General features: G+C 68.6%; 12 protein-coding genes. 2 read left to right on the top strand and 10 right to left on the bottom strand.

The window, feature by feature from the left end; genetic code table 11:
* Nucleotides 1-34: 34 nt before the first annotated feature.
* Together BLT71_RS09035 and BLT71_RS09030 are read right to left on the bottom strand one after the other, a co-directional pair.
* The gene (locus tag BLT71_RS09035) at nt 35-2,263 is read right to left on the bottom strand and encodes a HelD family protein (RefSeq protein ID WP_091719397.1); all 2,229 of its coding nucleotides are present in this window, start codon (nt 2,261-2,263) and stop codon (nt 35-37) included.
* A gap of 52 nt (nt 2,264-2,315) precedes the next feature.
* Nucleotides 2,316-3,008 carry a DNA-3-methyladenine glycosylase gene (locus BLT71_RS09030; protein WP_091719395.1) on the bottom strand — a complete coding sequence of 231 codons (693 nt, stop codon included), beginning with the start codon at nt 3,006-3,008 and terminating at the stop codon, nt 2,316-2,318.
* Nucleotides 3,009-3,123: 115 nt separating this feature from the next.
* Between BLT71_RS09030 and BLT71_RS09025 the strand changes: the two genes are divergently transcribed.
* On the top strand, nt 3,124-4,644 hold the full coding sequence (locus BLT71_RS09025) for an AlkA N-terminal domain-containing protein (RefSeq protein WP_231994489.1): 1,521 nt from the start codon (nt 3,124-3,126) through the stop codon (nt 4,642-4,644).
* Nucleotides 4,641-5,135 (top strand): methylated-DNA--[protein]-cysteine S-methyltransferase, encoded by a 495-nt coding sequence (locus BLT71_RS09020; RefSeq protein ID WP_091719393.1) that lies wholly within the window; start codon nt 4,641-4,643, stop codon nt 5,133-5,135. The genes BLT71_RS09025 and BLT71_RS09020 overlap by 4 nt, the downstream gene beginning before the upstream one ends.
* Before the next feature lie 91 nt (nt 5,136-5,226).
* Here the strand turns inward: BLT71_RS09020 and BLT71_RS09015 are convergent, their stop codons facing one another.
* From BLT71_RS09015 to argB, 8 genes are all read right to left on the bottom strand, one after another.
* The gene (locus tag BLT71_RS09015; protein WP_091719391.1) at nt 5,227-5,988 is read right to left on the bottom strand and encodes a maleylpyruvate isomerase family mycothiol-dependent enzyme; all 762 of its coding nucleotides are present in this window, start codon (nt 5,986-5,988) and stop codon (nt 5,227-5,229) included.
* Nucleotides 5,989-5,998: 10 nt separating this feature from the next.
* Nucleotides 5,999-6,547, bottom strand: coding sequence for a pyridoxine/pyridoxamine 5'-phosphate oxidase (locus tag BLT71_RS09010; RefSeq protein ID WP_091719389.1), 549 nt, complete (start codon nt 6,545-6,547; stop codon nt 5,999-6,001).
* Nucleotides 6,548-6,692: 145 nt separating this feature from the next.
* Nucleotides 6,693-8,120 carry an argininosuccinate lyase gene (gene argH / locus BLT71_RS09005; protein WP_091719387.1) on the bottom strand — a complete coding sequence of 476 codons (1,428 nt, stop codon included), beginning with the start codon at nt 8,118-8,120 and terminating at the stop codon, nt 6,693-6,695.
* Nucleotides 8,121-8,125: 5 nt separating this feature from the next.
* Complete coding sequence (locus tag BLT71_RS09000; RefSeq protein WP_056083213.1) at nt 8,126-9,331, bottom strand: argininosuccinate synthase; 1,206 nt, start codon at nt 9,329-9,331, stop codon at nt 8,126-8,128.
* 45 nt (nt 9,332-9,376) lie between these two features.
* On the bottom strand, nt 9,377-9,907 hold the full coding sequence (locus tag BLT71_RS08995) for an arginine repressor (protein WP_015936711.1): 531 nt from the start codon (nt 9,905-9,907) through the stop codon (nt 9,377-9,379).
* Entirely contained in the window at nt 9,907-10,911 is a 1,005-nt protein-coding gene (gene argF / locus BLT71_RS08990; RefSeq protein WP_091719385.1) for an ornithine carbamoyltransferase, read from the bottom strand. The genes BLT71_RS08995 and argF overlap by 1 nt, the downstream gene beginning before the upstream one ends.
* The gene (locus tag BLT71_RS08985) at nt 10,908-12,161 is read right to left on the bottom strand and encodes an acetylornithine transaminase (RefSeq protein WP_091719383.1); all 1,254 of its coding nucleotides are present in this window, start codon (nt 12,159-12,161) and stop codon (nt 10,908-10,910) included. The genes argF and BLT71_RS08985 overlap by 4 nt, the downstream gene beginning before the upstream one ends.
* Nucleotides 12,158-13,117 carry an acetylglutamate kinase gene (argB, locus tag BLT71_RS08980; protein WP_091719381.1) on the bottom strand — a complete coding sequence of 320 codons (960 nt, stop codon included), beginning with the start codon at nt 13,115-13,117 and terminating at the stop codon, nt 12,158-12,160. Before argB ends, BLT71_RS08985 begins: the two co-directional genes overlap by 4 nt.
* Between the last annotated feature and the right edge of the window lie 33 nt (nt 13,118-13,150).

Below are 13,150 nucleotides of genomic sequence, written 5' to 3'. Positions count from 1 at the left end.
GCCTTCTAAGTTAGCAGTATCGCAGTGTCCCGGATCAGCGGACGATGCCGGCCGGGACAGGCTGCGCCGCGATCAGCCGCAGGCGCTGCGTGGCGCGGGTCATGGCCACGTACAGGTCGCCCACCTTGCCGTGCTCGTGGTTCAGCATGGTGGAGGGCTCCAGGACCACCACTCCGTCGAACTCCAGGCCCTTCGCTTCGCGGGGGCTGATGACCACGATGTCCTGCTCGTAGCTGCCGGCACCGGTCCCGACGCGGCGCCCGTACGCCGAACGCAACGCGGACGTGGCGGCAGGCAGCAGCTCACCGTCGGCAATCACGGCGAGCAGGCCGCCGTCGAGCGCTTCCAGCTCCTCCGGAAGGACCTCGACGAGGCGGCTGACCACCGCACCCGCTTCCACTTCGTCAACGATTGGTGACCAGCGGCCCTCGCGGACGGCCTTGGGGGCGGACACCACCAGGCCGGCGGCGTTTGCCATCCGGACCGCGGCCTCGGCGATCTGGGACGGGGTGCGGTAGTTGACGGTCAGCTCCTCGAGCTGCCAGCGTTCACCGAACATCGGGGCCAGGGCGCCCTGCCAGGAGTTGGCCCCGGCCACGGAACTGGTCTGGGCAATGTCGCCCACGATGGTGAAGGACTTCAGCGGGCAGCGCCGGACGAGGAGCCGCCACTGCATGGGCGACAGTTCCTGCGCTTCGTCCACCACGATGTGTCCAAACGCCCAGGTGCGGTCGCTGGTGGCACGCTCCGCGGCCGTCTGCCGGGTTTCCTGTTCACGGTTCTGCTCGGCCAGTTCCTCCGCCGACATCAGCGGGTCCACGCCCGCCAATTGCATGTTTTCGAGGGTCTGCTTGGCGTTGGCGAGGTCCCGGGCACGGTCGTGCTCCTGCTGGGCAAGGCCGCGCCCGGCGGCGGGATCGAGCTCGCCGAGCAGTTCGGCTGCCTCGTCCAGCAGCGGCACGTCCGCTTCGGTCCACGGTGCGTCCGCCGGCCGCCGCAGCAGTTCCCGCTCCGCGGGCGTGAGGAGCGGGGTGCAGAACTCCAGGATGGCGGGCTTGCTGAACAGCTCGGAAATCAGCTTTTCCGGCGTCATGGGCATCCAGCACAGATTCAGGGCGATGCGCACGTCCCGGGCGGTACGGACGTCTTCGGCCAGGTAGGAGCGGTCGGCATTGTTGCCGATGTTGTCCGCTTCGATCATGTCGGTGAGCTGTTCCGTGAGTTCGCGCAGCAGGATCTTCACGAACGTCACGCGTGCCTCGTTGTGCGGTTTCCCGGTGGAACGCGCCCGCTCGCGTGCGCGGCGGACCTGCCGCGGCGTCAGGGTCAGCTTGCGGCCGTCCACTTCAAGGATGCGGTTGGCTGCGGGAGTCCGCTGGCGGTTGGAGACGGCGTTGGCCACGATCTTCGCCATGTCCAGGCGGCCCTTGATGGCGGCGACGTCCGGGTCGGCTTCGGGGACCGCGTGAATTCCGGGCATCAGGCGGCCCACGCTGGCCATCACGACGCCGGTCTCACCCAGCGAGGGAAGCACGCGTTCGATGTACTTCATGAACGACGACGACGGGCCCACCAGCAGCACGCCTGCGCTCTTGAGCCGGTCCCGGTGGGTGTACAACAGGTACGCGGCACGGTGCAGCGCCACGGCGGTCTTGCCCGTACCGGGGCCACCCTGCACCACCAGGGCGCCCGAAATGGAGGAACGGATAATCCGGTCCTGCTCCGACTGGATGGTGCTGACGATGTCCGACATCCGGCCGGTCCGCTTGGAGTTCAGCGCGGCCAGCAGGGCACCCTCGCCCTGCAGGGATTCGTCGTCCGAGAGCATCGAGGCATCCAGCACGTCATCTTCAATGGCCTTGACTTCGCGACCCTGCAGGATCAGGTGGCGGCGCCGGCGGACACCCTGCCGGTCGAAGGCGGTGGCCTGGTAGAAATGCCCGGCCTCCGGGGCACGCCAGTCCACCATGAGCCGCTGCAGGTCCTCGGTGGTGAGGCCGATCCGGCCGATGTACTGCTCTTCGCCGGAGTCCAGGTCCAGGCGGCCAAAGACCAGGCGGTCGTCGACGGCGTCCAGCTGGGCCAGGCGGTCTTCGTACAGTGCCGCGAACGCGTCGCGCTCGGAGACGTTCTGCATGGTGCCCACGGCACCGGACCGGCGCACCTGTGCCAGCTGCCGGCGCTTCTCCTCACGGAGCTCCTCCAGCCGGGCATACAGGCCGGCTACATACTCACGTTCGTGGGCCAAATCGGCGTCGAGCATTTAACGTTCCCCTATCGCGCAAGACAGACCGTCCATTCTACAACCATTTCCGTTAACGCTTGTGAAACCCGGCGCTCCCGGACACGGGAGGCTTTCGCGCCCTGGACCGCGGCTGGGCCGCCTTGTATGCGGAGACCGTGGGGTCGCCGGTGAGCCAGAAGCGCCAGGCGTACTCGTCGGAACCACCGGCGCCGGATACGCCCACCCGGGGACCGGAGCTGATGTCCGGTGCCGGCCCGGACGGAAGCACCAGCCGGAACGGCGCGGCCAGGGCATCCCGGCCGCTGTCCGCCGTCGTCAGTCCCAGCGCCTTGGCGAGCCGGGCCGGCCCCCTGGCAAGGTCCGCGGGCGTCTTCGACGTGGGCCGCCTGAGCTGCGCAAGGCCAACGCCCTCCACGATTTCGCCGGCCCGCAGCAACAGGGCGGAGGCAACGCCTTCGGGCCCGCAGACGATGTTGGTGCAATGGTGCATGCCGTAGGTGAAGTAGACGTACAGGTGCCCGGCCGGCCCGAACATGGGGGCGTTCCGGGGCGTTTGGCCGCGGAAGGTGTGCGATGCCGGATCCGGGTGCAGCGAATCCTCCGGCCCCAGGTAAGCCTCCACCTCGGTGAGCCGGACGGATACCGGGCCCTCGCGGGATTCGTGGGTGAGCACGGCCCCCAGCAGGAGCGGGGCCAGCTCCCGCGCGTCTCCGGTGAGGATTTCCCGCAGCGGCCGCCCCGCCGTCGACGGATATTCATTCATGGCCAGACCCTACCCAAATCCCGCGAAACTTACCGGAACACCGCGGCGGCCCGGGCTGCACGGAGGTGTCCGATTTCCGCTAGTGAAGGCCGCCTGCGGCTGGCAGGATGGAGGAATGGACTTTTGGCAGCGCTACCGTGCCATCGATGCGCGGGACACCCGCTTCGACGGGCAGTTCTTCACGGCTGTCCGGTCCACCGGCATCTACTGCCGCCCGTCCTGCCCGGCGCGGACGCCCAAAGCCTCGAACGTGACGTTCTACGAAACGTCCGCTGCGGCGCATGACGCCGGCTACCGGGCCTGCAAGCGCTGCCTCCCGGAAGCTGTGCCCGGAACTCCGGCGTGGAATATCCGCCAGGACGTCGCCGGCCGGGCCATGCGCCTGATCAACGACGGCGTGATCAACCGGGACGGGGTGGAAGGCCTCGCCGCCCGGTTGGGGTACTCCTCGCGGCAGCTGAACCGGATCCTGACCCACGAACTGGGCGCCGGTCCCCTGTCCCTGGCCCGGGCTGGACGCGCACAGACCGCCCGGACGCTTCTGGTCTCGACGGGCATGAAGCTGGCCGACATTGCGTTTGCCGCAGGTTTCAGCAGCGTCCGGCAGTTCAACGAAACGGTGGCGGAGGTCTTCGCCATGACGCCAACCGCCCTCCGGGCCACCGCACGGCCAGGCACCGCTGCCGGCGGAACCACGGCCCTCAGCCTCAGCCTTCCGTACCGGCGGCCCTTCGATCCGGGCATCTTCAGCTTCCTGGCCGTGCGCGCCATTCCCGGCATCGAGGTGGGAACGCCCACCTCCTACGCCCGGACGCTGCGCCTCCCCCACGGCGATGCCCGGTTTACGGTGGCGTACGACGGCGGCGCCCGGGGACGGCCGCTGACACTCACCGTCGGCGCGGTGGACCTGCGCGACCTCCCCGCACTGCTGAGCCGGGTCCGGCGGCTGTTCGACCTGGACGCCGACCCGGAGGCGATCGACGGCACCCTTGGCATGGACCGGAGGCTCGCGGCTGCGGTCGCTGAAACGCCGGGAATCCGGATGCCCGGCGCCCTCGATCCGCAGGAACTTCTGGTCCGCGCGATGGTGGGCCAGCAGATCACGGTGGCCGCGGCCCGCACGGCCCTGACCCAGCTGTCCGCAGCAGGCAGCCCCAGCAGTTCTCCCGCAGAGGGACTGGACCGGCTCTTTCCCACGCCCGAGGAAACCGCGGGTGCGGGGCACTTGCTGCGCGGCCCCCGCCGGCGGATCGAGTCCCTCCTGAACGCTGCCTCAGCCATGGCTGACGGCCGGCTCCAGTTCGGCTACGGCGACGACCTCGCAAGCCTCACCGCGGCACTCCTGCCGCTGCCCGGCGTCGGGCCCTGGACGGTAGGCTATGTGGCCATGCGCGTCCTGGGCGCTCCGGACATCTTCCTGGCCAACGACGCAGCCGTCCGCAACGGGATACGGGCCCTTGACCCCGGTGGAGGTGCCGGCGGAGATGCCGCCCCGGACTTCCGCGAGGTCAGCCCGTGGCGCTCCTACGCGACGATGCACCTGTGGCGCGCCGCGGCCAAACCCCGACAACCCATCGATAAACGCGAAACCCCCGCACCCGCACCCGCACCCGCACCCGTGAAAGTGATGCCATGAAAGCCCAACTGCTGGAAATGTCCACCCCGGACGGCCCGTTCACCATCATCGCCAGCGACGGCGTGGTGCTGGCATCGGGCTGGACCGCCGGACCCGCCGGCCTGACCGGGCAGATCCACCCTGCGCTGCTCCCCGCATCGATCGAAGAGGTGACCGGCCTGGGTGGGATTTCGGCCGCCGTCGACGCCTTCTACAGCGGTGACCCCGCACCGGCCATGGCCGTACCGGTCCTCCAGCGTTCCGGGCCTTTCCGCTCCCATGCCTGGGATGTCCTGCGGGAGGTCAAACCCGGCTTCCCGGTGACGTACACCGAGTACGCTGCGCTGGCGGGCAACCCCAAGGCCGTCCGGGCTGCGGCCAGTGCCTGTGCCTTCAACGCCGCGGCCCTGTTTGTACCGTGCCACCGGGTGATCCGCACCGACGGCAGCCTGGGCGGGTTCCGCTGGGGCCTGAAGGTCAAGGAAAGCCTGCTGGCGCGCGAAGCTGCCTGATCCCGGCGCCCTTAATGCCCGGGATGCCCCATCACCTGGAGTCCCTATACCCGGGTGTTAGGGACTCCAAGTGATGGGGCAACGATGGGTTCTATTTGGCGGCAGGGGTGGCGGCGGGCCAGGGCAGCAGCTCCGGAAGGTCCGTGCCGTCGGCGTTGGCCGAAGCACGGAGGCTGCCGAGGCTGGGTTCCCGGCCGGCCAGCCAGGCGGCGAGGTCGGTGAGCATGCCGTTGACCACGGTGGACCGGTTGCCGCTGCCCAGGGAAACGGGCGGCAGTCCAAGGGGCTGCAGGAGGAGTTTGTCTCCGGGCTGCACCCTCGGTTCGAGGAATTCGAAAAGGTGGCCGCAGAAGTCCCTGCCCCAGGTTTCGGGTCCCCTGCCGGTGAGCAGGTCCGCGTTGTGGATGGTGAGTTCGCGCCACAGGGCCAGCCCGCCGTCGAGCACCACTCCCCCGCGGTAGGCGATGGGAGCCCACCATCCGGTGCGGTTGGCGGACGAATCCTTGACCCCGGGGAGGGCATCGAAGGCCCGCAGCGCCCGGTCAATGCCGGTGGACAGGTCGGCCTGGTGGGTGGCGGCGTCGTGGCCGGCCGCCATGTCGATGGCCCGGTTGCGTCCGTCCATGCCGCCGTCGTACAGCTCCACCGTCTCTCCGCGGGCCGCGTACTCCAACTGCCGGGCCATCGCGTTGGAGATTCCGGTGAGGTGCGCCAGGACGTGGCCGCGCGTCCACCCGGGAAGGGCGGACGCCGCCTTCACGTCCGCGTCCGTGAGTTTGGCGACGTCGGTGGTGAGGTCGCCGGCGGCCTTGTGGAGCGCGGGAAGCAGGAGGTCCGGTGCGGGAGCTGTCATGGGGCTCATCCTAGTCCGCGGGGGTGCCGTTCCGGCCCAATCGGTGCCGCACGTGCCGGCGGTCGTTGCTGGCCTGCCAGAATTCGTATTCCGTTGGCTGGACGGCGTACAACTGCCAGTCCGGATTGCTGCTGCCGTCGCTGCGCGGGCGGTCCGCCCAGTCAAGGGCGGATGCCTCAGCCGACAGTTCGGCCACCGGACCGGCCACCCGGACCTGCCGGCCCTGGGACGACCAGTAGAAATTCATCGCCGCCTGCGGGGCAGCAGCTAATTCCTTGCCCTTGCGGGAGGTGCGGGACGTGGCGAAGTACCAGCCGTCGTCGTCGATGTTCTTCAGGATCAGCATGCGCGACGACGGCTGCGGGCTGCCGCCGGAATCCTCACCGACGGTCGCGAGGCTGAAGGCGTGTGGCTGCGGTTCGCCCGCTGCGAGGGCCTCGTCCAGCCACAGTGTGAAGAGTTCGGCGGGGTCCCGCGGCACTGTGGCGGGGTCAAACTCCGGAAGGCTGGCCGGGAAGTCCGGGAGGGCGCGGAGGAAAGTGCGGAAGGTTTCGCTCATGGCGCCATGCTAGCGGGGCGGTCCCTCCAAAGGTCCAACGCCCGCTCACTTGTTGGCACTTAAGCGGCAACGCCCGCTCACTTTCGCGAAGAGAGTGAGCGGGCGTTGGCGTGAGAGCCGCCAGAAGTGAGCGGGCGTTGAAGCCCTATCCGGCGTACCCCCGCACGCCGGCAAGCTCGCTTTCGAGGGCGGCCAGCTGGCGTTCGACGGCGGCCGGGGCCGTTCCACCCTGGGAGTTGCGGCTGTTGAGCGACCCCTCAGTGGACAGGACGGTGCGGACCTCGGGGGTGAGGTGCTCCGAGATGGCCGCGTACTCTTCATCGGTCAGGTCCCACAGCTCAACGCCGCGGGACTCAGCCTGCTTGACGGCGGCACCGGACAGCTCGTGCGCCTCGCGGAACGGCACGCCCTGGCGGACCAGCCATTCGGCAATGTCCGTGGCCAGCGCGAACCCCTGCGGTGCCAGCGACTCCATCCGCTCCCGGTTGAACGTGAGGGTGGCGATCATGCCGGATACTGCCGGGAGCAGCAGCTCCAGGGTGTCCGCGGCGTCGAACACCGGCTCCTTGTCCTCCTGCAGGTCGCGGTTGTACGCGAGCGGCAGGCCCTTCAGCGTTGCCAGCAGGCCGGTCAGGTTGCCGATCAGGCGCCCTGCCTTGCCGCGGGCAAGCTCGGCCACGTCCGGGTTCTTCTTCTGCGGCATGATCGAGGACCCCGTGGAGTAGGAGTCATGCAGCGTGACGAAGGAGAACTCTTTGGTGGCCCAGAAGATGACCTCCTCGGAGATCCGGGACAGGTCCACGCCGATCATGGAGCAGACCCAGGCAAACTCGGCGAAGACATCGCGGGCGGCGGTGCCGTCAATCGAGTTGTGCGCGGCCGAGAAGAAGCCGAGGTCCGCTGCCACGGCCTCCGGATCCAGCCCGAGTGAAGATCCTGCCAGGGCGCCGGAACCGTACGGCGAGACGCCGGCACGTTTGTCCCAGTCCTGGAGCCGCTGGACATCGCGCAGCAGCGGCCAGGCGTGGGCCAGCAGGTGGTGGCTGAGCAGGACCGGCTGGGCGTGCTGCAGGTGCGTGCGGCCGGGCATGGCCACGCCCTGGTGGGCCTTCGCCTGTTCCACCAACGCGTCGATGGTGGCCAGGACGCCCCGGGCAATGATGCGTGCGTGGTCGCGCAGGAACATCCGGCCCAGGGTTGCCACCTGGTCGTTGCGTGAACGGCCGGCGCGGAGCTTGCCGCCCAGCTGGGCACCGGCGCGTTCGATCAGTCCGCGTTCCAGCGAGCCGTGGACATCCTCGTCGGATTCCGCGGGCAGGTAAGCGCCCGAGGCAACGTCCTCGTCCAGCTGCGTGAGCGCTGCGAGCATGCCTTCGAGCTCGGCAGCGTCCAGCAGCCCGGCCTTGTGCAGCACGCGGGCGTGCGCCTTGGATCCGGCGATGTCGTAGCGGGCCAGCCGCCAGTCAAAGTGCGTGGACTTGCTCAGCGCGGCCAGCGCATCCGCGGGGCCGCCGGCGAACCGGCCGCCCCACAGTGCCCCGGTGTTGGTTGCTTCTGCTTTTGGCTCAGCCATAGAAGCTACTCGCCTGCGACCCGCAGGTCGCGGCCCGAGGCGACCTTGGAGGACATGCCGAACAGTTCGATGAAGCCACGCGCCATGGACTGGTCAAAGGTGTCGCCGGTGTCGTAGGTGGCGAGGTCGAAGTCGTAGAGCGAGGTGTCGGAGCGGCGGCCGTTGACAATGGCCTGGCCGCCGTGGAGCACCATGCGAATGTCACCGGAGACGTACTTCTGGGTGTCTTCGATGAACGCGTCGAGGGAGCGCTTGAGCGGGGAGAACCACTGTCCGTCGTACACCAGCTCGGCCCAGCGCTGGCCAACAGTTGCCTTGAAGCGGGCCTGCTCGCGCTCAACGGTGATGTCTTCGAGGTGCTTGTGCGCGGTGATCAGGGCCATGGCACCGGGCGCCTCGTAGATTTCACGGGACTTGATGCCGACGAGGCGGTCTTCCACGACGTCGATCCGGCCAACGCCCTGGGCGCCTGCACGGCGGTTCAGTTCCTGGATGGCCTGCAGCGGTGTGACCTTGACGCCGTCGATCGCTACCGGGACACCGGCCTGGAAGGAGATAGTGACCTCGTCCGGTGCCGGCGGGAATTCCGGGGTGGCCGTGTAGTCGTAGATGTCCTTGGTGGGGGCGTTCCAGATGTCTTCGAGGTAGCCGGTTTCGACGGCGCGTCCCCAGACGTTCTGGTCGATCGAGTACGGGTTCTTCTTGGTGGTCTCGATCGGCAGGCCCTTTTCCTCGGCGAAGGCAATGGCCTTGTCGCGGGTCAGCGCGAGGTCGCGGACGGGGGCGATGCACTTCAGGTCCGGTCCGAGGGTCTGGATGCCCACTTCGAAGCGGACCTGGTCGTTGCCCTTGCCGGTGCAGCCGTGGGCCACGGTGGTGGCGCCGAATTCGCGGGCAGCCTTGACCAGGTGCTTGACGATGACGGGGCGGGAGATGGCGGAGACCAGCGGGTAGTGGCCCTGGTAGAGGGCGTTGGCCTTCAGCGTGGGCATGGCGTATTCGTTGGCGAATTCGTCACGGGCGTCGGCGACGTAGGCCTCCACGGCGCCGCAGCCGAGGGCACGCTGACGGATGGTCTCGAGGGACTCGCCGCCCTGTCCGACGTCTACGGCCACGGCGATGACCTCTGCACCGGTGGCTTCACCGATCCAGCCGATGGCTACGGACGTGTCCAGGCCGCCGGAGTAGGCAAGCACAATGCGTTCAGTCACTTCAGATGCTCCTTGTTGGGGTTGGTTGGTTGATTGTCTTCAAGCTTATTGCCCGGCGTCCTCGGCCAGCTGCAGGAAGCGGGCCGCGAGGTCCGGGCCGCCCAGCGGGTCGCGGGAGACCAGCAGGACGGTATCGTCACCGGCGATGGTGCCCAGGATGGACGGCATCACCGAGTGGTCGATGGCCAGGGCCAGGAAGTTCGCGGCCCCGGGCGGGGTCCGCAGGACCACCAGGTTGGCGGACGCTTCGGCCGTGACCAGCAGTTCACTGCACAGCCGGGCGAGCCTGGCGTCCAGGATCTCCTGGCTCACGCCGCTGCGCGCCGACCGTTCGCCGCCCTCGGCCGGCACCGCGTAGACCAGGGCGCCTTCCTTGCCGCGGACGCGGACGGCGCCGAGTTCCACGAGGTCCCGGGACAGCGTCGCCTGGGTGACCTGCACGCCGTCGTCCGCCAGCAGGGCCGCAAGCTCGGCCTGTGACCGCACCGACTGGCCCGTGAGGATGGCAGTGATGCGCGCCAGCCGGGCAGTTTTGGTGGCCGGGCTGGAGCCCGGCGCCGACGGGTTGGTGGACACTAGAACGTGCTCTCCCCGGTACCTTCAACGGGAGCCAGCCCGTCCACGAAGGCCAGGCCGGAGCGGTGCATCAGCCACGCCATGAGGGCCTTCTGGGCGTGGAGCCGGTTCTCGGCCTCGTCCCAGACGATCGACTGCGGGCCGTCAATGACATCGGCGGAAATTTCGTAGCCGCGGTAGGCGGGCAGGCAGTGGAGTACGACGGCGTCTTCCGCAGCGAGTGCCATGGCGTCCGCGTCCACGGAGTAGTCGCGGAACAGCTGGAGCCTGGCTTCCTTCTCCGCTTCCTGGCCCATGGAGACCCAGGTGTCGGTGGCCACGACGTCGGCTCCCTGCAGGGCTTCCTTTGCGTCGGTGGTGATGAGCACCGAGCCTCCCGTTTCGGCCGCGCGTTCTTCAGCGGCGGCCACGATCTCCGCGGCCGGCAGGTACCCTTCGGGGCCGGCGATCCGGACGTGCATGCCTGCGGTGACGCCGGCCAGCAGGTAGGAGTTGGCCATGTTGTTGGCGGCGTCCCCCAGATAGCTCATGGTGAGCCCCTTCAGGTCGCCCTTGTGTTCCTTGACGGCCAGCAGGTCTGCCAGGAGCTGGCAGGGGTGGTAGTCGTCGCACAGGGCGTTGATGACCGGAACCCTGGAGTTTTCGGCCATGGCCACCAGGCCGGAGTGGGCCCCGGTGCGCCAGACGATGGTGGAGACCATGCGTTCCAGGACCTTGGCGGTGTCCTCCACGGATTCCTTGTGGCCGATCTGCGCCTCGCCCGGGTTGATGATCAGGGCGTTGCCGCCCATGTCGGCGATGCCGGTGGCGAAGGAAACCCGGGTGCGGGTGGAGGTCTTGTCGAAGATGACAGCAACGGTCTTGCGTCCGCTTCCCTCGGCGGCGAACGGCTGGACACTGTACGGCGCGGCCTTCATGCGGACGGCGAGCTCCAGCACTTCCGCCTGTTCGGCGGGGCTGAGGTCGGTGTCCTTGAGGAAGTGCCGGGTGGTTGCAACGGTCACTGGGCGTCCTTAGCTGCTTGGAGGATTGCCGGGAAGGCGGCGAGGAAGGTGTCGGCCTGGGCCATGGTGAGGATCAGCGGCGGCGCCAGGCGGATGGTGCGCGGACCGGGGCTGTTGACGATGAATCCGGCGTCAAGTCCTGCCTGCACGACGGCGGGCGCGACGTCGGCGTCGAGGTCGAAGCCGATCAGGAGGCCTTCGCCCCGGACCTCCGTGACGCCGGGAAAGGCTGCCAGCGCGGAGCGCAGGTGCTCCCCCACCGCGGCAACGTTCGCCAGCACGTGCTGGCTTTCCAGGGCGTGCAGCGTGGCGAGGGCCGCCGCCGTCGCCACCGGATTGCCGCCGAAGGTGGTGCCATGCTGGCCGGCGGACAACAGCGACGACGTCTGCTCACCGAACGTGAGCAGGGCGCCGATGGGGAATCCGCCGCCCAGTCCCTTGGCCAGGGTGATGGCATCGGGGACGATGCCGGAGTCCGAGCTGGCGAACCACTTGCCCGTGCGGCCGATGCCGGTCTGGACCTCGTCGAGGATCAGCAGCGCCCCGGCCTTGGTGGTGGCTTCACGCGCGGCCTTCAGGTAGCCGGGCGGCAGTGGCCGCACGCCGGCCTCACCCTGGATGGGTTCCAGGAACACGGCGGCGACGGTCCCATCCACGGCGGCTTCGAGCGCGGCGATGTCCCCAAAGGGGATGTGCACCACGCCGCCGGGCAGCGGCTCGAAAGGCGCCCGGTAGGCCTCCTTGGCCGTGAGGGCGAGGGCGCCCATGGTCCGGCCATGGAAGGCCCCTTCGAGGGCGATGATCTTGGTGCGTTTGGTGTCGCCGCTGCCGGTGTTGCGGCGGGCCAGCTTGAAGGCTGCCTCGTTGGCTTCGGTGCCGGAGTTGCTGAAGAACACCTTGGACCCGGCCGGTGCTGCGGCCAGTTCCAGCAGCTTTTCGGCCAGCGCAATCTGGGTGGGGCTGGTGAAGAAGTTGGACACGTGGCCCAGGGTAGCCAGCTGGCTGGAAATCACGGAGGTGACGAACGGGTGGGCGTGGCCGAGGGCGTTGACGGCGATACCGCCGAGCAGGTCCAGGTATTCCTTGCCGTCGGCGTCCCATACAAGGCAGCCGGAACCACGGACCAGGACGCGTTGCGGGGCGCCGAACACGCCCATCAGCGACGTGGAGTAGCGGGACAGCCATTCCGAGCCGGCATGGCCCTGGGTTTCGACCAGCTCAGTTACTGAGGGCTTCTCAACGGTGTTCATGCGTTTGTCTCCTCGTCCGGGACTACCTGGGTGCCGATGCCCGCGGTGGTGAAAGTTTCCAGAAGCATTGAGTGGGGCAACCGACCGTCCACGATGTGTGCCCGCTCCACGCCCTCGTCGATGGCCTTGAGGCAGGCGGCCATCTTGGGAATCATGCCCGATTCGAGGCTGGGCAGCATGCCCCGCAGTTCGGTCGCTGTGAGCGAGGAGATCAGCGAGGACTTGTCCGGCCAGTTGGCGTAGAGGCCTTCGACGTCGGTCAGGATCACCAGCTTCGAGGCGCCCAGGGCGGACGCCACCGCCGCGGCTGCGGTGTCCGCGTTGACGTTCAGGACCTGGCCGGTGGGCTGGAAGCGCGCGGCGCCGGGAACGCCGTCACCGCCGTCGACGATTTCCGGGGCAACGGTGGAGATGACCGGGATGCGTCCGGCGTCGAGGATGTCCACGATGCCTGCGGGGTCGACGCCGACCACCTCGCCTACCAGCCCGAGGTCCACGTCCTCGCCGTCCACCACGGTCCCGGTGCGGACGGCGCGCAGCAGCCCGCCGTCTTCGCCGGACATGCCCACCGCGTAGGGGCCATGGGAGTTGATGAGACCCACGAGTTCCCTGCCCACCTGGCCGGTGAGGACCATGCGGACCACGTCCATGGCTTCCGGTGTGGTGACGCGGAGGCCGCCCTTGAATTCGGATTCGATGCCCAGCCGGCCCAGCATGGCGTTGATCTGCGGGCCGCCGCCATGGACCACCACGGGGTGGATGCCGACATGGTGCAGGAACACGATGTCCTCGGCGAAGGCCCGGCGGAGTTCATCGTTGACCATGGCGTTGCCGCCGTACTTGATCACCATGGTGGTTCCGGCGAACCGCTGGATCCAGGGCAGGGCCTCGATAAGGGTTGCAGCCTTGTCCTGGGCGTCGGACATGCTGGTGTTCTCACGCGTCTGGGTGTTCATGCTGTCTCTTCCGCAAAAGTAGGCAAACGTGCT

The organism is Pseudarthrobacter equi (assembly GCF_900105535.1).
Lineage (GTDB): Bacteria > Actinomycetota > Actinomycetes > Actinomycetales > Micrococcaceae > Arthrobacter > Arthrobacter equi.
This window is presented reverse-complemented; position numbering and strand designations above follow the sequence as displayed.